General features: G+C 48.3%; 22 protein-coding genes and 2 pseudogenes. 8 read left to right on the top strand and 16 right to left on the bottom strand.

Going from position 1 to position 20,196, the window contains the following annotated elements; translation table 11 throughout:
* Window positions 1–684 precede the first annotated feature (684 nt).
* A complete protein-coding gene (gene cadR / locus C1N58_RS22185; RefSeq protein ID WP_394565067.1) occupies window positions 685–1,143 on the bottom strand; it encodes a Cd(II)/Pb(II)-responsive transcriptional regulator in 459 nt (152 codons plus the stop codon).
* A 325-nt stretch (window positions 1,144–1,468) separates the two neighbouring features.
* Between cadR and C1N58_RS22180 the strand changes: the two are divergent.
* Window positions 1,469–3,850 (top strand): annotated as a pseudogene (locus C1N58_RS22180) (heavy metal translocating P-type ATPase).
* Between the two features lie 118 nt (window positions 3,851–3,968).
* On the opposite strand, the gene C1N58_RS22175 reads toward C1N58_RS22180, so the two are convergent.
* Window positions 3,969–4,964: an IS110 family RNA-guided transposase gene (locus C1N58_RS22175; protein ID WP_394551394.1), complete on the bottom strand. Its 996-nt coding sequence runs from the start codon at window positions 4,962–4,964 to the stop codon at window positions 3,969–3,971.
* Between the two features lie 374 nt (window positions 4,965–5,338).
* On the opposite strand from C1N58_RS22175, the gene C1N58_RS22170 reads away from it, so the two are divergent.
* Window positions 5,339–5,560: a hypothetical protein gene (locus C1N58_RS22170; protein ID WP_394551392.1), complete on the top strand. Its 222-nt coding sequence runs from the start codon at window positions 5,339–5,341 to the stop codon at window positions 5,558–5,560.
* Window positions 5,561–5,945: 385 nt separating this feature from the next.
* On the opposite strand, the gene C1N58_RS22165 is transcribed toward C1N58_RS22170, so the two are convergent.
* From C1N58_RS22165 to C1N58_RS22130, 8 genes are all read right to left on the bottom strand, one after another.
* Window positions 5,946–6,359, bottom strand: a complete 414-nt coding sequence (locus C1N58_RS22165) for a hypothetical protein (RefSeq protein ID WP_394551390.1) — start codon at window positions 6,357–6,359, stop codon at window positions 5,946–5,948.
* Between the two features lie 288 nt (window positions 6,360–6,647).
* Window positions 6,648–7,094, bottom strand: coding sequence for a plasmid fertility inhibition factor family protein (locus tag C1N58_RS22160; RefSeq protein WP_394565065.1), 447 nt, complete (start codon window positions 7,092–7,094; stop codon window positions 6,648–6,650).
* 376 nt (window positions 7,095–7,470) lie between these two features.
* Window positions 7,471–8,112, bottom strand: a complete 642-nt coding sequence (locus C1N58_RS22155) for a hypothetical protein (protein WP_394565064.1) — start codon at window positions 8,110–8,112, stop codon at window positions 7,471–7,473.
* Window positions 8,113–8,801: 689 nt separating this feature from the next.
* Entirely contained in the window at window positions 8,802–9,353 is a 552-nt protein-coding gene (locus tag C1N58_RS22150; RefSeq protein WP_394565062.1) for a hypothetical protein, read from the bottom strand.
* A gap of 32 nt (window positions 9,354–9,385) precedes the next feature.
* Complete coding sequence (locus tag C1N58_RS22145) at window positions 9,386–10,072, bottom strand: hypothetical protein (RefSeq protein ID WP_394565060.1); 687 nt, start codon at window positions 10,070–10,072, stop codon at window positions 9,386–9,388.
* 344 nt (window positions 10,073–10,416) lie between these two features.
* On the bottom strand, window positions 10,417–11,328 hold the full coding sequence (locus tag C1N58_RS22140; protein ID WP_241568324.1) for a RepB family plasmid replication initiator protein: 912 nt from the start codon (window positions 11,326–11,328) through the stop codon (window positions 10,417–10,419).
* Window positions 11,329–11,678: 350 nt separating this feature from the next.
* Window positions 11,679–11,882 carry an Hha/YmoA family nucleoid-associated regulatory protein gene (locus tag C1N58_RS22135; RefSeq protein ID WP_394565059.1) on the bottom strand — a complete coding sequence of 68 codons (204 nt, stop codon included), beginning with the start codon at window positions 11,880–11,882 and terminating at the stop codon, window positions 11,679–11,681.
* A gap of 52 nt (window positions 11,883–11,934) precedes the next feature.
* Complete coding sequence (locus tag C1N58_RS22130; protein WP_394565057.1) at window positions 11,935–12,600, bottom strand: SOS response-associated peptidase family protein; 666 nt, start codon at window positions 12,598–12,600, stop codon at window positions 11,935–11,937.
* Between the two features lie 60 nt (window positions 12,601–12,660).
* Here C1N58_RS22130 and C1N58_RS22125 point away from each other — a divergent pair, with 60 nt between their 5' ends.
* Entirely contained in the window at window positions 12,661–12,903 is a 243-nt protein-coding gene (locus C1N58_RS22125) for a DNA polymerase III subunit theta (protein WP_394565054.1), read from the top strand.
* Window positions 12,904–12,918: 15 nt separating this feature from the next.
* Here C1N58_RS22125 and C1N58_RS22120 read toward each other — a convergent pair whose 3' ends face one another.
* From C1N58_RS22120 to C1N58_RS22110, 3 genes are read right to left on the bottom strand one after another with little or no spacing between them, the layout of a single operon-like run.
* The gene (locus C1N58_RS22120; protein WP_394565052.1) at window positions 12,919–13,047 is read right to left on the bottom strand and encodes a hypothetical protein; all 129 of its coding nucleotides are present in this window, start codon (window positions 13,045–13,047) and stop codon (window positions 12,919–12,921) included.
* Between the two features lie 5 nt (window positions 13,048–13,052).
* Complete coding sequence (locus tag C1N58_RS22115) at window positions 13,053–13,373, bottom strand: hypothetical protein (protein WP_394565050.1); 321 nt, start codon at window positions 13,371–13,373, stop codon at window positions 13,053–13,055.
* 41 nt (window positions 13,374–13,414) lie between these two features.
* On the bottom strand, window positions 13,415–13,537 hold the full coding sequence (locus C1N58_RS22110) for a hypothetical protein (protein ID WP_394565049.1): 123 nt from the start codon (window positions 13,535–13,537) through the stop codon (window positions 13,415–13,417).
* Window positions 13,538–13,697: 160 nt separating this feature from the next.
* Here C1N58_RS22110 and C1N58_RS22105 point away from each other — a divergent pair, with 160 nt between their 5' ends.
* The 4 genes from C1N58_RS22105 (at window position 13,698) to C1N58_RS22090 (ending at window position 18,006) form a co-directional block, all read left to right on the top strand.
* Window positions 13,698–14,222 (top strand): phospholipase D family nuclease, encoded by a 525-nt coding sequence (locus C1N58_RS22105; protein ID WP_394565046.1) that lies wholly within the window; start codon window positions 13,698–13,700, stop codon window positions 14,220–14,222.
* A 542-nt stretch (window positions 14,223–14,764) separates the two neighbouring features.
* Window positions 14,765–15,577, top strand: a complete 813-nt coding sequence (locus tag C1N58_RS22100; RefSeq protein ID WP_394565045.1) for a DUF1173 family protein — start codon at window positions 14,765–14,767, stop codon at window positions 15,575–15,577.
* Window positions 15,578–15,940: 363 nt separating this feature from the next.
* On the top strand, window positions 15,941–16,984 hold the full coding sequence (locus C1N58_RS22095; protein WP_394565043.1) for an HD domain-containing protein: 1,044 nt from the start codon (window positions 15,941–15,943) through the stop codon (window positions 16,982–16,984).
* Window positions 16,985–16,995: 11 nt separating this feature from the next.
* A complete protein-coding gene (locus C1N58_RS22090) occupies window positions 16,996–18,006 on the top strand; it encodes a nucleotidyltransferase domain-containing protein (protein ID WP_394565041.1) in 1,011 nt (336 codons plus the stop codon).
* A 71-nt stretch (window positions 18,007–18,077) separates the two neighbouring features.
* On the opposite strand, the pseudogene C1N58_RS22085 reads toward C1N58_RS22090, so the two are convergent.
* The 3 genes and pseudogenes from C1N58_RS22085 to C1N58_RS22075 form a co-directional block, all read right to left on the bottom strand.
* Window positions 18,078–18,690: pseudogene (locus tag C1N58_RS22085) on the bottom strand (recombinase family protein).
* Window positions 18,691–18,716: 26 nt separating this feature from the next.
* Window positions 18,717–18,953 (bottom strand): hypothetical protein, encoded by a 237-nt coding sequence (locus C1N58_RS22080; protein ID WP_394565039.1) that lies wholly within the window; start codon window positions 18,951–18,953, stop codon window positions 18,717–18,719.
* Between the two features lie 143 nt (window positions 18,954–19,096).
* Window positions 19,097–19,357, bottom strand: coding sequence for a hypothetical protein (locus C1N58_RS22075; RefSeq protein ID WP_394565037.1), 261 nt, complete (start codon window positions 19,355–19,357; stop codon window positions 19,097–19,099).
* 196 nt (window positions 19,358–19,553) lie between these two features.
* Here C1N58_RS22075 and C1N58_RS22070 point away from each other — a divergent pair, with 196 nt between their 5' ends.
* A complete protein-coding gene (locus C1N58_RS22070) occupies window positions 19,554–20,120 on the top strand; it encodes a hypothetical protein (protein WP_394565035.1) in 567 nt (188 codons plus the stop codon).
* Window positions 20,121–20,196 lie beyond the last annotated feature (76 nt).

The following is a 20,196-nucleotide window of genomic DNA, read 5'->3' as shown; positions in this document are numbered from 1 at the left end:
ACCCTGAGTGCCCCTCCAGCAGGGACCGGAGCCGGACCTGACAACCCATCGCCCCCACTGACCAGCCCCGGCCGCCCGGCCCGAAGGGCCGGAACTGCAGTGGCTGATTAATGGGTGTTGTAACTAATGGCTCTGGTGTTGCTGTGAGTCGAGTTGCTGCAGGGTACAGTGAACACGCCCGTAAGCGGCCCTGACGGCCCGCTAACGCGGAGATACGCCCCGACTGCGGCTACGCCTTGTCGTGACCACTCCGACGGCGTACAGTGGCTATCGTGCGGCGGAAAGCGGGTCTGGCTTTGCAGCTACCGTGTTAAGTTCACCATCCATAGCTGAAAGTTCTGATGAACACCCCCTAAGCGTCAGCAGCAGGCTGCCGACGCCAAGGCCCGGAAATCACGCCCTTCACGTCGCAAGCGCCGTGAAGCCCGCTCACCGGGGTTAATAGGGGTTACATAAGTTTCTTCACTGCTGAAAGCACGCAGGGCTGTTCAGGGAAAGGTAGGGTATGGCACGATTTATACGTCTGTAACCGGCTACGCCGGGCGTACGGCGCCCTTCAGCATCTGCGCCATCTTTTAGGTCATCTGGCGCCTTCATGCCGCTCAGGCGGCATTCTTAATACAGCGCTCACTGCCGGGTTGATTCAAATTAAAACGGCTCGTTACAGAGCCTGTTCCTAAAAAATTAATGTGGATGGCTGCCGGCAAGATGGCCAGGAGAAATAACGGGAAGGACATCATCCGGCTCATCTGCCTGCTCCAGTTCGCGCAAAATGCCGCAGTCGCGTGTTGCCCGGCTGGCATTACAATGCCTCCGCAGCTCGCTCAGCTGCGTTTCCAGGATATTCAGTTCACGAATACGGGCCTGTACATGAAGAAGGTGCTCATTTATCAGGTCGTTAACCATACCGCAATCTGCATCAGGCTGACTGCGTGCCTGCAGCAGCACCCGGATTTCTTCATGGGTCATATCCAGCGCCCGACAGCGGCGGATAAACATCAGTCTTTCCAGATGGGCACTGTCATAGTGACGGTAGTTATTTGCCTGGTCACGTAATGCTGCCTGCAGCAGCCCCTCACGCTCATAATAACGCACCGTCTCTACCGGACAGCCTGCCTGCCGGGCCAGTTCGCCAATTTTCATAACTTTTTCCTTGTACACTTGACCCTGTAGTTACTTCAGGGTCTTTAATGCCAGTATATGCTATGAACGGGATAAAAACATGAGTGACTGCTGTAGTAATAACAAGTGCGGTTCTGCCGCGTCCGGAGAGCGGACATCCGTCAGCTATACCTCTGCTGCCACGGCAGACGCCTCCGGAAAAACTTCGCAAAAAATGGCTGATGCCTCACCGGACTGTTGTAGTGCCGGAAGCTGCTGTTCATCGGAGAGTCTGAGTCAGCCTTCCGGGCCAGTGGCAGAACGCGACGGGAGCGATAGCGTTCAGACACGTCTGCGCATCGTGCAGATGGACTGCCCGACGGAAGAGACGTTGCTTCGTAAAAAACTCACAAAACTGTCTGACGTCAGTGAGCTTGAATTCAATCTGATGCAGAGGGTACTTACTGTGACCCACTCGCCGCAGGCACTGGAGTCGGTACTACAGGCGGTGCGCTCTCTGGGTTTTGACCCGGAACTGGCTGATAAAGTCACCCGGACTACTGGCATCAGCTGTTCAGGCAGTAAAGCGGAAAGCGCCTGCGGTTCCTGCTGTGCGCCTGCATCTGTCACATCCGGTGAGCTGCAGGCACAGCAGGTGACCGCTGACGGAGTGCATACCAGCATCCGCATCAGGCAGATGGACTGCCCGGTAGAAGAGGGCATGATCCGTAAAAGCTGGACGGTATGCCGGCCGTTAAGGAGCTGGATTTTAACCTTATGCAACGCGTACTGACGGTCGTTCATGCACCGGGTACGCTGGAGCCGGTTCTGGCCGCCATTCGTTCGCTGGGCTTTGAACCTGAGCTCTCTGACAGCAGCGGGCGGCACGCGGTTACTGAGGAAAAGAAAAAAACCTGGTGGTTTCTGGCACTGGCCGGCGTGGCAGCAGCGGCCGCTGAAGCTATGCACTGGACTGGCATGCCGGAATGGCTGGAAGCAGTTCTGGCTCTGGCCGCTGTTGGTGCCTGCGGCCTGTCTACCTACAAAAAGGGCTGGATTGCGCTGCGTAACGGCAATCTGAATATTAACGCCCTGATGAGCATTGCTGTAACCGGGGCGCTGGCTCTCGGACAGTGGCCGGAAGCCGCCATGGTAATGGTGCTGTTCACGATCGCGGAACTGATTGAGGCGAAGTCTCTTGACCGCGCCCGCAATGCTATTGGCTCCCTGATGAAGCTGACGCCTGAAACAGCCACGGTTCAGCAGCCGGACGGTTCCTGGAAAGAGGCAGATGCCAGATCTGTATCCCTTGACAGCGTGGTCCGGGTAAAACCGGGTGAGCGTATCGCCCTTGACGGCAGGGTTGTCCGGGGCAGGACCAGCATCAACCAGGCACCCATTACCGGCGAAAGCCTGCCGATCGAAAAAGGAGAAGGCGATCCGGTTTACGCCGGGACGGTTAACGGCTCCGGTGGTTTTGAATACCGGGTAACGGCTGCTGCCGGAAATACTACGCTCGCGCGCATCATTCACGCCGTGGAGGAAGCCCAGGGGGCAAAAGCCTCTACGCAACGCTTTGTTGACCGCTTTGCACAGGTTTATACCCCCGTGGTGTTTGCCATCGCGGTTGCGGTTGCCATCCTCCCGCCACTGATTGCAGGTGAAAGCTGGCACGAGTGGGTTTATAAGGCGCTTGTCATGCTGGTTATCGCCTGCCCCTGCGCGCTCGTCATTTCCACGCCGGTAACTATCGTCAGCGGCCTGACGGCGGCAGCCCGCCGGGGGATCCTGATTAAAGGTGGCATTTATCTTGAAGAGGGCAGAAAGCTGAAATGGCTGGCGCTCGACAAAACTGGCACACTGACGCACGGTAAACCGGTACAGACGGATGTGATTATCTATACCTGGGTTGCCGAAGATGAGGGTCGCAGGCTGGCTGCGAGTCTGGCGGGTTACTCCGATCATCCGGTTTCGCAGGCCGTTACGGCAGCATCAGAGGGCATGAAGTGTTATGACGTCGAGCGCTTTGAAGCTCTGCCGGGCCGTGGGGTGCAGGGTGTCATCAAAGGCAAAACCTACACCCTCGGGAATCTGAGGATGGCTGAAAAAACGAGCAGCTGCCCGGAGACTGTCAGGGCGACGCTCAGGGAGCTGGAGTCCGCTGGTAAAACGGTCATCCTGCTCTGTGACAGTCATCAGGTACTTGGGCTGTTTGCAGTGGCAGATACGGTCAAAGAAAGCAGTCGCGAGGCGGTGAGCCAGCTGCACGGTCTGGACGTCCGGACACTCATGCTGACCGGAGACAATTCGAGTACAGCGCAGGCCATTGCCGTTCAGGTCGGTATCGATGAAGCCCGGGTAACCAGTTGCCTGAGGACAAACTGCGCGCCATTGAAACACTTACGGCTCAGGGTACCACCGGCATGGTGGGCGACGGCATCAATGATGCGCCGGCACTGGCTCGCGCCGATATCGGCTTTGCCATGGGCGCGATGGCACCGATACCGCCATCGAAACCGCCGATGTTGCCCTGATGGATGATGACTTACGTAAAATCCCTGCCTTTGTCCGGCTTTCAAAACAGACTTACAGCATTCTGGTACAGAACATCGTTATGGCAATTGGCATCAAGGTAATATTTCTTGCCCTGACCATTGCCGGCATGGGAACCATGTGGATGGCTGTATTTGCCGATGTGGGTGCAAGTCTACTTGTTGTGGCAAACGGCCTGCGCCTGTTGCGTAAATAGCTGGTCATTATGTTGCCCGCTGGCTAACGGCGGGCAACGACTGCTTTTCGCTCATAGCGGACTATGCCCGGTTGTCCTCATGAGCGATTCTGTCAGTAAAGTGTCAACTCAACCTGAGTCAGGTATTCAGCGCAGCACGGGGGCCTCCGTCATTGTAAGCAGTTCCCGTCTTCAGTACGCCATAACACCAGTGAACCAGTTTTCGCATCAGTGCACCAATAGCCACCATTTTAGGTTTGCCCCGCAGGCACATTTCCTCGTAGACAGTACGCATACGTTTGTTATGAATTTTCCCGCACAGAGCCGACATGTAAAGTTTGGCTCTCAGCTGAGGCGGGCCGATTTTAGACATGCGGGGCCGTCCCCGAACCGAAGTGCCGGAGCGCTTTTCGACAGGCACCACGCCAAGAAAAGCCGCCGCCTGGTCTGCTGATTCAAAGTTATGGCTGCGGAGCACAACCAGCATGTGCAAACCCAGCTGAGGCCCGACAGATTTAATCGACGTCAGCAGCGCATAATCCCGTTTCAGGTCCGGGCTGGCCTGAATGTGCGCTTTAACCTGCCGTTCAATGCTTCTCACTTCTTCACGGAGCAGCTGCGCCATCCTGATGCATGAACTGACGACGTCTGCAGGCGTGTCGGTGGACTGATACTTTTCGAGCCGGTTTTCCTCACGCACGGCGTCAGCGAGCAGGACATCCCGCCGGCGCAGAAGTGCGCTGAGAAATCTGATATCCGCTGCGGGCGGCTCCCACCGGTGCGGTTTTTTCAGCAGTGCGTAACAGGCCAGCATATACGCATCCACCTTGTCCGTTTTGGTCATTATCCCCATGCCACGGGCAAACTCCCGGCTGCGGTGAGGGTTGGCCAGAGACACACAGAAACCGGCGTCGTGAAGGGACGTGGCCAGCCGTTCGTGATAAACGCCGGTGGCCTCCATCACCACATGAACATCCTCCGGACCGCAGTGCTGAAGCCTGAGCCAGCGAAGTATGTGCGCAACCGCGCTGCGGTCGTTGCGGATATTTCGTGTTTTGACGCGACCTTTCATGCCGTCGTAAAGCATGCAGAGGTCGAGCGTGTCTTTACTGACATCAATACCGACTGGAAACATGGTTTCACTCCTCTCACATAAACCGTCACGCCTGTTTGCCTTGTACATACGGAGTCGTGCTCCCGGTAACCGTTCAACCTGATGTGCTGGCGTGAAAGGTGAAGCGGAGGGCCATATGCTGCAAAAGAAGGTTCAGCGCTCGTCAATATCTGACCTTAAGGGCGAAGACCGGCTCACTCTGCTTCAGTGGTGGTAGCTAATCACCACATATGGTTAGATACAAGGACGAAGTGCCCGACAGGCAGAACCTTTCATCACGTAACCGGCTTCGCCGGGCTACCGGCGCCATGTGGCCAGTTCACCCTGGCGGGCATCAGCTGGCGCCTTCATGCGCTTTCGCGCATAAAACCTGATTCAGTGCAGGAGATATCCTCATGCAGAACGTTGATGATGACGAAGTTCAGTCCACTTACCGGGAAGCGTGCAGACTCACCGGCATGGTTTGTCTGAGGAAAGCGGGTGATGGTGACGTAATCACCCGCGAAGAGATCAAACGTGATCTTATACTTTTGCTGAGGGCACGTCTGAAAAGAAGTGATGAGGTTGAACCCGCTCTCATGTTTGCGATTGAGCAGTTGATGGAACCGCCGCCTTAACAAAGCTGTATTTGACGACGCAGGCAGTTGCTGGCCCACCCGGACTTGCTTACTCGGGGCGAAAAAAATAAAGTCAGACTTAACTGTTCCTGTTTGTGCAGAAAACCCGTTACGGAGCCTGCCGATTAGGTGTGGCTCACAAGCGCTTCACTGTCGTCCGGCGGCAAGCATTGAGTAAATCTATTACGCATTGCTCAGTTGTCTTCAGAGTCCGTCCTTTCATAACAGACGTAGTCAATGCACCAGTATCTCCCGATGTCTCTGCCGTCTGTAGTGAGATCGGTTTTAGGTTGCATCACGTCTGTTCCGGGTTTTGCGTCAATGCAACCTTTCACCGTTACCACTTCTCCGCCTTTCATCGGCTCTTTTAAAGATTTGTAATAACCTATCGTTCCTTTCGATTCAAAGAATCATATTGTCCGAACGCTGGAAACTGTTCATAATTTTTGGCTACATCAGAGTAAGTTTCACTCCTCTCTGAAGTTTTACTCGGGATATTATCCTCTATAATTATAGTATGCCCATATTCTTTAAAATGGTACGTTGTCCCGTTGATAACAAGGTCAGTATCATCGTTAAACTCTCTATAAACAGCCATCGATAGAAATAATTTTTCCACATCCAGCATTTGAAAATTATAAAGAAGATACTCTCTTAAATGTTCATCAAGAAAGCTTACACTTACCCAGCCACTATTCCTCATTATATTAATAAAGCACGATGGTGTAGATTCAGAGTCAATGAGCACTGTATAAGGTTCGCCAGCCTCATGTTTTTTTAGGGCTTTTTTCTCCCCCATAAGTCAGTTGGCTCTTTATATCCAATTGACCAATTTTTGCAGTAATAAACTTTCTGACTCATTTATACACCTTACTATGCTCCTTGAGAATTTTTGTGATGACAAAAAAATCAATATTCCAGTACAAACTGTTGTTGCTATAAACAAAGCAAAGTTTGTTAACTATGACAGTACCTTAGAGTATAAAAATGCATTCTAATAATGTTCAAATAATTTTTTTGGTGCATTGCTGGCAGACGAAAAGCGAAAGATGCCGAAAGTTAACAAGCAGAATTACTTTTGTTCAGCCTACAAGGTCAAAACCCTGTATAGTTCGGCTTTGTTAACACAGTGAATACAGGAAAGAGACTGAAAGCGGTTCAGTTGTCCTGTCGCCAACCCCCGGAACAGCAGACGAGCATCCCTTTCTGAAGGTACGCTAACTGGGAAAATTTCCGCACCGTTGGCCATAAGCCATATTGTTCGCGTTACGCCATTCGTAAAACCTGCATGAAGCACGGGTAGCCCTTTTTCTATTTCATAATGTGCATCGCACAATGCAAGTGGCACAGGATTATGATATCCTTGAGAAAAACCTTTCTCAGCGCGAAAAAACTTATAATCCTTTCTCCATACTTTTTCATCGCCAGCTGCGAGCTGTGGTTCATCACCAGAGCGTGCCCATGCATTAAGGAACGGGCGTTTACGAACAATCACGACCCATTTTTCAGAATATTGCCGCAGCGACAATTTCATCCAGGCTACTTTGCCCTCTTTCAGTCCGACTGAAAAGGTGCAAACCCTGTCGCCGAAGCCGCCATATTCTCGCCCTATTTGACAAATTCCGCAGGAGGCAAGGATGGGATGTTTGTTATATATTAGGTCTGTACTCATGAGACTCAGACTCGCTAATGTTGTTCAGTAACCTCTCTTACTGAAATGTTAACGACGGTCTGGCTTTTCAGCAATCAGATAAGTTAGACCGTATACAATCAGTCCCGCTACGAGAACGAGCAGCGGACCTATAATTCGCATGGCACCTTCATTAAGCGTGGCTGCCAGAAATATACCTACCACCATAGCCATCAGTACTAGACCACCGGATAGTTCGGCGATGAGCTTACGAATAAGTCTAATAATTTTCGATAGCATTGATAAACTCTCTGGAAGCGGAGGGGTTTTTACGTAACATTTCACCCATTTTGATGAAGTTCTGCAGCGGTTCTTCAAACATGAAATATAGCATGTCGTAATCGTTAACCCTCAGTTTGCGCCATAGCTCAGGGTTTTGCATCTGAAGCCGCCGGGATGCCTCACAGGCACGTGAAATCACGCCTTGGGCAATAACGCCGCCGGTCAAGCCACCAGTTAGTCCCCGGAGTGCCACACGGGATATGAATGAAAGCATGACCCCACTGACGACCTTTGAACCTAGGTAAGAAGACAAAGTCAGTTGAGTAGCCGTCCGACTGCTCATTGAAGTTGCGCTGCCAATCAGTTTGTCATAAACCTTGCGAAGTGCGGGTTCGGGGAGGTATTGAAGAGAATCATCAATGATGATCTTAACGATTTTAGCTATCTCGTTTCTGTTCTTAAAGGCGTTATAAACTGCACGTCCAACGCGGACGTCATCATGCATATTGCGTGACTGGATGCGTCGGCCTCCATCAGACAGGTCCAAATCCTGAAAGGTTCGCTCAAGTCCTAGATAGAAGTCCATTGGTACAGAAACTACGCCCGATACGATTGAACTGGCGAGCATTTTAGCATCCATTGCTTTCCCCCATAATCTCATCATCTAATCAGTAAACATTAAAATATTGTAACTGTCAGAGCAATACTTTGACAGCTCTAGCTGTTCATAAAAGGCCCTTAATAAGCGGATAATTCATATATGAATAAATGCAGGCACTTTTAGTTTAAAACCAGCAACAATGAAATATGGTGAATTTTTTGTTAGACATGGCCAGAAGCCTCATCCATAAGAAATGGAGAAAACGCCGTTTACGGCTAACATTATAAACTATCCAAAAAGATACATTATCAAATAACCGCATAAAAAATGCGTATAATACAATTTATGTTAAATTAAATATCTGTGGACCCGCTATATCCCTACCAACATTCGTCATCCTTAAGGGCCACTGACTTGAAGAGGCAGGTTTGCGACCGGAACACGCTGGAAGTGAAGGTGCTGCCGGATTGTCTGACTCTGACGGTGAAGCAATCCTCGCCGGAACCAGAAGTGATACAGACCGCCCGAAGCTCTTAGAACGTTAACAGCGTGAACTGATGGCGGTATTCAGGTGATGGCTAAACCGAAGAAGCGGAGTGCTGGCTGATCATTAACGTAAAATCCCTACGCAATGGCCGGGATTAGAGGAATTACCACCACTTTGGATAATCATTGAACGCTGTATAAAGACGGACAAACGTAAACATTAGTTTGTCCGACTAGCATTACTACCTTTTTATCCACGCAGCGAAGACATGTTCTGCACTTTTGATATAACAATCGAGAAGGTAGTCTGGAGTATCACTACTTTTGGATTGTATTAATGTAAATTCAGTCTCATTATGATCATTTAGTATCATATGAGCATTTCCTGTTTTGTACATACGATTCGGTATAGTGACTATTTTTCTTGAAAAATACATTACCTGCCCAACAGGAACCCGAACCTTATCCATTTCAGATGTAACAGAGTTATATTTAAACCCTGTGATAAATGGGCTATTTATATCCTGTTCGTCATCTATAAGATCACAAGCTCCGACTATCCTCTTCGCAATATTGATAAGCGGTTGAAGATCATTTGGGCCACCATCTCGGTTTTTGGCTATTTGGGTAAGGTGATGAATTATCTTAACAGGGCTTTTGAAATTGTAAGACTGTAAATCTAAAAGGTCTATTCTGATAGCATCCCCTTCTGGCAAATTTGAACGGGTAATTTCTTCCTGGACCCATTTAACGGTAATATCGTTAACTGAAATATCTTTTGTCTGTACTAACATAGAATCCAACCTCAGTAGTGTGTTAGCCTGAATCATTGTTCAGTGGGCCTGATAACGATTTCGGCCTCACGATCACGTAGAGCTGGCAGCTTTAACCTAAGAGCTATCATAGCGGGCATGAACCATTTAAGGATAAATGGATTTTTTAACGATAAATCAGTACGGACGCTACATATCATATGGTTTTTTAAAAGTTCACTTATTACATATGCTCGGATTTTTTTCAAAGATAAAAAGTGAGAGCGAAATATTAAAGGATTATTTTTTGAGCAGCCTTCTTTAATGGCATAGTCGATAAGTTCAGCCGTCCATAACTTATATTCACGAGGATTTATATCTGCTGTTAACTTAATCCCGATATTTCGCCCAAAGATTTTTTCACTGGAGCATGAAGAATCATATATGGGTTGCTTTGATTTTTCAGTTGTGAACTTTTTATTGTTAATGGTATTGTTTTTAACCTGCCATCTAAAAATCATTGAATTAGAAATGACAATAAAAATATAAAAAGAAATTGCGTAAGGAGCAGTTTTAGATAAATGACTCAACGAAAAACTATAATCATAATAAAAAGTAATCTTCATCAACTCAAAACAAAAAAATACAACAAAACAAAGAATTAAATAAAGAATAAATACATTTCTGATAAGTATATATTTGCTAACTGGTCTTGGATCTCCATCAGAAAAAATTCTTTTAATTTTCTTTGACCCCAACATCTTTCCTCCAGTTAGCAAAGCCCATTGTGAGGCTCCCTGAAGACTATCAAATCGCTCAAAAATTAAAAAGTTGTGATTTTACTTCAACGAAAAATGTGTCATGCCATGCTCAGGCTGCAATCATGTGTCGTAGCATGCTGGTCCAGGACTTCACGTGGGTTCTGTCATGTCAGACGTAGAAAAGTATGGTTTAAGGGTGTGCGGATGCAGAAAAGATGTGCCATAACATGCGAACATCATCAAAAGATGTGTCACAGCATGCTAAAAGTCGCGCATTAACATGCTATGACACATTTTTAGGTGGTCCGGGCCCGGTTCAAGGCACTACATGAGTATGAAACATGTTACGACACATCTTTTTCGTATAACTCCTTGAGTTTTTTGTTTCTTTTATGAATGAACAGGTAAGATTCTCTTCCTTTTTTAACGACGCTGTACTCGATATAGCCTATTTTATTCATGGCCATAAGAGCATTTTTGATAAGTCTGTTTTGTTCAGGTACAGGGGATGTCAACAGGAGGCGTTCACGGATTCGAGTAAAAGATACAGGGGCAGGATTATCAGGCAAACTGGCTATGTAGGTGTAAAGAGTTTGGGCAACTTCCTTACCTTTCAGGTAGTTATAAGGTCTTTTACGCAGCAGTATGGTGTAGTCAATTTCATAAAGTTCCCACAACCTTTCATCAGCTTCCAGCGTTACAGTATCTTTATCCCGATCCAGCAATGCAGTCTTGAGCAACTGAGTAAAAAACATCTTGCCAGTACCCTCTCTGCGTTTAAATTGAACAACTTTTGTACCTAATTTTGCGAGGGAATCAAAAATTTGATCGCGAAGCCTGTGATTTATCTGACGCGAATCATACTGGCAAAGATGTGCAAACTCTTTGAAAGGTAAGGTTATTTCGTTACTGTCTCGCCCATATTTACTGAATGCACCAATCACCCCCATCCATACACTAAAATCGGAAGTGATGTTCAGACGTTCTCCTCTGATCTGAATGTCGTTATAGCCTTCCTGACGTGCGAATTCGAGTGAGGAGAAGGGTTCTGATACATCAATAATATGCTCCGACCCTTTTTTTAGCGCACGAGTATTTGGAACGAAGACACCCAGTCGGAGAAGAATGGCAGGTTGAACTGAGGACGTGCTCGTAACTGTTAATACTTTCTTTTCATCGTCTACTGAAGCGAGTAAAGAATCATGGAAAAAATTATTATCAGTCAATGCATTATCCTCTTTATACACAGCGTCCATGATTCAACTCACGCTTAGAACCTTGATCATGATACGACACATTTTTCTGCATGTTATGACACAGTATGCTCATGCTGTCACACATGTTTTGCATGTTACCACACATATTTTACATGTTACGACACATGCAAATCCTCTGGAAGCCGCGGCACCACTGGTCTCAGAGAAAACGGGATCTGTTTGGATCTAAAATGGATCTTATAAGGATAATTATTGGATCTAGCCTGTGGAAATGTGGATAAAGCTTTTTAAGGTCACTAACGCGCCTTCGGCTTGTTCAACTGGCTCAGCGAACACAAAAAATTTGTATTCGCTGAGCCAGTTCCTGATGAAAAGCTTTTATGGCAGGTTCACTCTACGAATTTCCAGACATGAGCAGGAACGCGGTCATAGAGCTTGCCTGTGGCCAGTTCTGCCTTACGGTGATCGTAGGCACGGGTGATTTCATATTGTTCGTCATTGTGGTCTGAATACATCAGATGTTCGTACACAGTTTCAAGCGTCTCCGCTGAACGGCAGCGGCGAAATTTCATGAGCCAGTCAGTTTTATTCATTTTTACCCGGTGAATTGATCAACTTTACTGCCGGTCTGGAGACAAAAAGCATTCAAACCGGCTCTGTCAGCACCTTTCCCTGGTTATGTATGTTTCCTACTGCATTATCCACTTTATGCCATTTAAAGTCGCTCTCTGGCAGAGCACACTCATGCGCTATTTCACTGGCTCTTTCTGCACTGGTATCTTCGCTCAGCCATTCCCTCACACTCTCAGGCTGCAGTACCAGCGGCCGCCTGTCATGGATATCCACCATTCCCTGATTACTCCCGGCCGTCACGATGACAAATCCCTCATGGCCATGATCCTGACTAAAGGGCGCTTTGCCGATCGCTGCGAAGAAAAGCGGCTGCCTTGAGCGGTGATAGATATAATAAGGCTGTTTGCCCTCATCCGTCCGTGCCCATTCAAACCAGCCATTCGCCGGCACAACTGCCCTGCCGTGCTGCCACAGCGGCTTAAACATTCTGCCGGAGGCGGCCGTTTCCCCTCTGGCGTTAATCAGCATGGCCTTGTGCCACCAGTCCGGCTTGTAACCCCAGAACACCGGATCAAAATGAAGCTGCCCTTCCCGCTGATTCAGCAGCATCACGCGCGTTCCGGGCGCAACGTTGTACCGCCCCAGGGGTTCACTGTCGAAAGGCAGTTCTTCCGGCGTGATACCTGCGGCTTCAAAATACTCGTCTCTGCAGCTGTACTGCGCAAACCGTCCACACATAATGACCTCCGTCGTTATGATTAAGGATAGTGCGGTATACTGATCTCAGGAGGAGTTACCATGTCACATAATCTGGCCGCTAGAGACAGGGCCGAACGGGATAAAGTTAATGTGGACCTTGCCGCGTCAGGTGTCGCTTACCGGGAACGGCTCAACCTGCCTGTCGTTCCTGCCCAGGTTGAGCATCAGCAGCCCGAAGAGCTAAGAGACTACTTCAGAGAACGACTGGCGTATTACCGTCAGCTTTCGCTGAAGCTGCCGGGCGGAAACGATCCTGTTTATCAGAAAGAGCCAAAAGAATGATCCGGGACGGAAGCCTTAACCGGGCTTCCCGTCTGACTTTTCCTGCGCATGCTTTATCAGGGCGTTGATGTTGTCGCTCATCTGACGGCTTTTGCCCTGCCGGTAGTCAGGCCATGGCAGGAAAGGATGCGAGGATTCGCCCATCAGCACTATACCGGTGGACAGCGCCAGTCAGACGGCGCATCCGGGCGATAGCGAACGAGTACGGCCGGCGCGTCGCAGTCTTCCTCACCCTCTCCCAGCAGCACGGGCGACGCGATGGCGGCGTCTCTGTACGACACGAACCACAGACTGTTGGAGAAGATGAACGCCAGCAGTGCCGAGGCGATGAAAGCGCCGGTGTACCAGAAACGCCTGCCGGCGCGCCGGGCCAGCATGAAGTAGAGGCCGCTCAGGAAGGCCGCCCCGGCCACGCCCGTCCACTGGGCCGTTATGGCCACCTCATCCAGGGTGTGCCGCGTGATGTCCATTCCGGTCGTCCAGACCCCCACCAGAACCGGTGCAACCAGCGTCAGGGGAGCAGAATAATGGCGGAGGCCAGCAGAACGGTGCCGACGTTTACTTCTGTGGCAGCGTTACGTAGGCGGAAGAGTTCACGCAGGCTCATCACCAGCAGGAAAAGACACAACGTCATGTATAACACGGCCACCCCTTTACGTTCTGACGCAGAAATAATCTCAGGAAGAGAATACCTGCTGTTATAAATATAATTTTACTTTGTCTGTGTACTGTTATTCCGCGACGGAACAGGAGCATAATACCATCCGGATATCCATTCAGGAAAAGAATAAATAATGAAAAGCGTGCGGGTCAGTTTATTTATTTTGTCTGCCGTGTTCAGTATATCTGTGTCCGCAGGAGACAATATCGCCGTGGGTTTTTCGCCGGGCGGAAGCGCGCAGCGCCTTATCCTGAATCTCATCGCGGGGGCAGGGAAAACGCTGGACATCGCGGCCTATGAATTCACCAGCCGGCCTGTCGCAGATGCGCTGATAAGCCAGTCACAGCGCGGCGTGGCGGTCCGGCTGGTTGCGGATGAAAAGGTCAGTCACGGCCGTTATTCGCTGGTCTCCCTGCTGGCCTGCAGCGGGGTGCCGGTCCGGACGGACGACCGGTACAGTATCATGCACAACAAGTTTATTGTGGCCGACGGCGTGAATACGGAAACCGGGTCGTTTAATTACACCTCATCGGCTGAAAAGCGCAATGCGGAAAATGCGCTGGCAGTTTTTGATAATAAAGCAGTTGCTGCTGAATATAACGCGGAATTCGAAAGACTGTGGAATGAATCCACGCCGGTAACGTGTCAGGATAAATAAATGCGTGATGTCCGGTGCGGCTGCGAAAAATAATTCCGGACGGGGGACGGGCATGGCCAGAAAGAAAACCTACGCGGTGCATTTCCGGGGACAGCGCGGTGAGCGGGACGCCAGTGAAGCCTTCCAGCAGGAGGAAACCGGGACCTGGCAGCGCTGGCTGAAGCACGCCCGCGACAACAAAAAAACCACGGTGGTCACCTGCAGCTGCCTGCCGGCAGAGACCGACCCCGTCAGACGCCGCCTGAAGGTCCACTACTCCCGGGAAACCGAGCGCTGCTGGCTGTCCTCCTACGCCTTCACCGGCAATGAGCACAAACCGGACTGCCGGTTTTATTCGGTGTGGTCAGACGAACGCCAGGCGGAGATTTATCAGGGCGATGCGGTCCGCACCGCCGCGGACGGCACCATCGTGGTCAGGCTGCCCACCGGCCTGCAGAAAAAATCACCTTCAGAGGTCAGGCCGACTGAAGACGTGCCCGGTGATGAACCGGTGAAGCGTAAGCGCCGGCCCTCGATGCGCCTGCTGGATTACTTCACCTCCTGTGGGAGCAGTCCGGCATCAATGTCTGGCACCCGCCTTCGACAAAAAGAAACGCACACCCGGCTGGGTGAGCTGGCACCTGCAGCAGACGGCGGGCCGGATACGCGTCGGCCGCGTGCCGCTGGAGGAGTCGCTGCTGCTCATGGCCATGAAGGGCACGCCGCAGGTCGTGGCCAACCGGGAGCACCTGAGAGTGGCAGAAAAGAACAAACGGCGGCTCATTGTGGTGTCCGTGCTGGCCGGCTGGAATGAGGCTGCTGAAGCACGGCTGAAGACCACGCTCCCGCTGGGGCTGTTTTCCGGCTTCCCGGACCTGGTGCTGCCGGAGGACGTGCGCCTGCGTATGGAGAGGAGCTTTGGCCGCGAGCTGGGCGACTGGCGCCGGGGCATGAAGGTCGTGGTCATTGCGGAAACGGAGCCGCCGGAAACGACGTTCAGGCACACAGACGGGCGCAACCGGCCGTTCAGCTGCAGCACCGTCATCGACGTGGCGCTGATGACGGTCAGCCCCCGCTTCATTCCGCTGGATTCAGGCTATGAGGGAATAGTCGAAGACCGGCTCTGGCAGGAAAAACGCGCCTTCATTAAGCCGCTGCGCTACGACGGCGAGGAAGACGTGTTTCCGGACTTTGTGCTGAAGGACGTTGCCGGCGTGGATGCGCTGCCCATGGAGGTCTTCGGGATGAACACGCCGGAGTACCTGCAGCGCAAACAGGAAAAAACCGCCCACTACAACAGGGAATACGGTCAGGGCCACTGGTGGCGCTGGGAAGCGGCTGACGGAACGGCAATTCCCCCCTTTCCGCCTGTCTGAATGCTGTAGCGGGAGTGAGATATGAAAGTGATAAGCAGGTCACCTTGACGGTACAGATTTAAACAAATTTCAGGACCATATGAGTTACCTAGGTTTTTTGACTGCCTCATAGATATAGTACTGGCGAACGGCCTCAGTTTCGGGTTCACTTTCATATCCAGCGCGACAAGTTGCATGCTTGAAGGGTGGTTGGGAGCAAACAACCAATTGCAAGCATAAGTAAATTTAAGAATAAAAGGTAAGTGATTGATAAATATCTTTAAGTTTATGCTATGGCACTATATGATAAATCAATTAAATGCGCAAAAACTGCGCTTAGGTGTTAGAGTAAGCAACATAGTGCATAGAATATGAGTGGAAATAATGGAAAAGTTTTTAAACTTTGATGAATTCGAGGAAAATGCTCAAAAAGATGATATTGCTTATTGGGTTAATGATCTTCGTTCGTCCATTGCACTCGAATCAATCATTCAAACTCCGGCTTTTTGCAGGCTCAAGGATATATCATTTTTAGGAGCTATCGATTATAGCGAAAGGAATGAAATAACTAAAGGCCATCGAAATAGATATGTTCATTCTTTGTACGTGGCTGGCATAGCTAATTATGTCGCAACAACTAGGAATTATTGCGATGAATTAAAAGATAATATTGTCGCGGCCGCTTTGCTTCATGATGTTGGTCATATTCCTCTATCACATAGTGCCGAGCCGTACATAAAACATAACTTTGGTTATGGGCATCACGAGATAGGGGATAATCTTATCTGTGGTTCTGCATGGAAAGACAGTGGTCTGAAGAAAGCTCTATCGAGAAAATTTGATGTTAAGTTCATTACCAGCTTGTTAAATGGAGAATCAAACTCAGAAGGCGCCGATATTTTCAATAGTAAAATAAATGCAGATACAATTGACGGTATATTGAGGTGTATTGAGTATAAAGGAATAAATCAGGTCCGTTATATGAACAGGATATCTATCGCTAAAGCTGCCTTTATAGACTCTTCGGGTTTGTGCGAAAATAAAAAACTGGACATATTAGATGATTTTTGGAGAACTAAACATTTTGTTTATCATCATTTTATAAATAACTTGAGTGGTGTTATTTCGGATAAGTTGAGCCAGGTTTATTTTGAAGAAAATAGTAAGATAAAGCATAAAGACTTAATTTCAGAAGAGCAAAGCTGGAGAGGTAAGTATAGAGGGCTTTTTTCATGGCTGGCTCAGTTAAAAAATAAAAAAATACCTTCGTGCTTGAAGTATTATGATTTGGAATTTGTTACTAGAAAATATGAGGTTTTAGTTGAAGAGAAATGCTTAGCTAAAAGATACATTAACAAAAAACAAAAAACAAAAATTAGCGAATCATATTTAAAGACATACCAGGAAGTGGATTTTAAACGTGAGTAGGAATAAAAGCAATGCAATACAAAGACTTAACTGGTTGTCATGTCACTATAAACGGTGCTATATCCTATTCTGCAGGTATTCTAAACAGACTGAAGCAAGACCTTACTGAAGCTTTGGCTGAGATCGAAGATTTAGAATTTACTATCATCACCACTGGCTCTTTCGGCAGGCTTGAAGCTTCTGCTGAGTCTGATATAGACCTTTTTATATTCTGTGATAAAGACTCCACACTTGAAAAATTAATTGAAAAAAAAGATTGCATTAGTGAATGCGTAAAGAAATACATTGAAAAAGATGCGGGTGATACTGGTACTTTTGGTTCGGATGCGGCAGATGTTTTTGAGAAAATTTTAGAAAATATCGGTGGAAATAAAGACACTAATGCTTCATTGACGCGAAGGATGCTATTTCTTTTAGAGGGAAAGGCAATTTATAATGAGGAAGTTTTTAATAAATATAAAAAAGCATTAATTAATAAGTATTTAAAGTCTTCAAGCGAAGGTAAAATTGATAAATATCTTCTTAATGATATGATTCGCTATTATCGTACTATCACAACTGACTTTCAGCATAAAGTTGATGCGGATGGTAAATCATGGGGTATAAGAAACATAAAACTTCGCTTCTCCAGAAAGCTACTTTATTTTGCAGGGATACTGGCAATAGCTTATGTTGCCGATAAAGAATCTGATAAAGATAAAAGAGTTGATTTGTTATCAGATATTTTTTCATTACCTGCTCTTGAGAGGATTTTTACAGTTGCTAACGAAAGAATTCAATCCGATATTAAGGATGAAGTTCTTCAGGATATTTTTTCAAGTTACGAGGTTTTTTTGGCATGCATAAGTAATAAAGATAAACGCTCAGAGCTTGAAGGTATTACAGATAAAGAAGAACGGTTAAACAATGTCACTTATGATGGGATGAGCAGGGAAAGCATAAAGTTTTCAGATAAGCTTTACAAACTGCTTAAAATGGCTTTTTCAGATGAACATCCTATACATTCATCGCTTATTTTTTAATTGATTAAAGTTTGCCCTTGAAATCACTCATGCTCAAGGGCAAGTTTTTCTAATTTAGATATATTTAATTCTCATTTTGATTTGTGCAGTGCCCAAATCCTTTTAACCTGGCTTATGCTGCATCCTGCAAGAGTCGCTGTGCGCGCAATCGTCATTCCGGACTCGCGAAGGGCAATGATACGTTCGTGCGTTCTGGGTTCCGGTCTGCGCCCTTTATACTTTCCCGAAACCTTCGCCAGTTCCACGCCCTGCCGCTGTCTTTCCCTTCGGGTTTCGTAGTCGTCATGCGCCGTCTGCAGTGCGACCTTAAGCAGCATGTCCTGGACAGACTCAAGCACGATTCTGGCCACGCCATCCTGGCTTATGGCCAGCTCTGACAAATCCACTATGCCGGGGATGGCCAGCTTTGCACCCTTAGCCTTTATCGAGCCAATCAGCTGCTCGGCCTCCGTAAGTGGAAGACGGCTGATACGGTCAATCTTTTCAGCCACAACCACCTCCCGGGCTGCAGGTCGGCAATCATGCGCTGGAGTTCAGGTCGGTCTGCCCTGGCACCTGAAGCCTTCTCTTTATAGACGCCGGCGACATAGAATCCCCTGCCCGAGCATCCTCAATAATGCTGTTCTGCCGCGTCAGTTCATGTTCATCCGTACTGACCCGAAGATAGATACGTGCAATCTGCATGGGTTTAGCGGTCCTGTCCTCTTAACTTAAATAATCCTGAGCGCTTCGCGGCCGCCATTGTCTTCAGGCATGACGCTCACAATGCGCCGCAGCGCGGCTTTGTGTAAGGGCGTACTGTTCACAAGCGCCATCAGCTTCCGCTGCGCCTCTGTTGCCGAACGGCTAGCTGACGAGTATTTACGGGTTCTGAACAGACGGTGCCATGAGCTGATGTTTATCAGGCGGTTTGTCAGAACATACATGGCTGTAAGCGCATAACGCACTTCTTTCTCCTCTTGAGGGAGTTCACCTTCCGTGTAGGTGTCTCCCGTTGGACTGACATAAGTTTCATCCAGTGGATGGTGTACTTAAAGAGTAAAGGGTTTCACTGTGACCTCCGGGAATGTTTTCAGTCCGCGCGAAAATGTTAACTGAGGGAGTGAAATTCCCTGTACGTCGTCCCCTGGATATTAATGTCATCGCGTACCCTGATTTCAACGTAAGCATCCGGGCTGAGAAACGCGATTTTTTCAGCGTGTTTGATCTCAGTCGTGTAGATCCGCAACCATCCAGGCTCTCCTGAAAGCAAAATCCCATGCAGCATCAGGTTAACATCGTCGATCGTGGCTACACGAACAGCGCGTTCCACTCTTCCAGAAAAGTTCTCATTTTTGTCACTATCATGCATAACCACTTTTTAATTAAGGTCTTTTATGGTCATTTTGAGTATACCCTAATTAACCTGAAAAGATTTTCTTCAGTGTTGAAAGGTAAAAAATGAAACATTCTGAGAGCGGTAGAGGAGAAAGCCATTAAAGCCTGGTTAGGTTGGGTTTTGTTTCACATTGTGATATCAGAGCGTGTGGAATAAAAAGGAGACAGCCGTGAAAGAAGTCAATATGAGTCTTGAAGAGATGTTTGGGGAAAAAATCAGAGAGATTAGGGAACGGGATAAAGAATTCTTACCCGATGTGAACTGGTTTTCCAGGATGGATACGGAGAAAATGCAGACCTACATGACCAAATACCAGTTCAGCGCATTTGAAGAAATTCCGTCAGATAACTCTGGACTGTGTTTTCCCGCCTTCGGGGAGCTCCAGTTCGAACTGCCCCCTGTTTTTCAGCCTGAACTCAACGCCCGCTTGCCCGTCAGCAGGCAGAGTAAACCTGTGATCGTGCAGGTCGATGGGCTTTTGTTTTTAAAACATCTCGGAGCCGGAGCATTTTGTATCGATCCCCGTCGGTGGCACACTATCAAGACGTATATTTCAAAAGGAACGGTGGTCTATCCGGAGGGACTGACTCGTGAATTTGGCGTGAGCGACGGACGCCACCGAACTCTACTTTTAATGCAGCTTTACAAGATTCGCTATGTGCCTGTCGTGTTAGATGAAAAATGTGCTGAAAAATTTATGGATGGCGCAAAAAAATTAAATGCACTCAAAATGTAAATGCTTCACATTGATACCTGAACGCATATTACAATGGTAGATTAATAATTGCTTTTCCAATTCAGTCTTGGCTTAT

The sequence above is a fragment of the Pantoea sp. SGAir0180 genome, from assembly GCF_043546245.1.
Note: the sequence above shows the minus strand (reverse complement) of the source record. Positions and strands in the feature narration are given on the sequence as shown.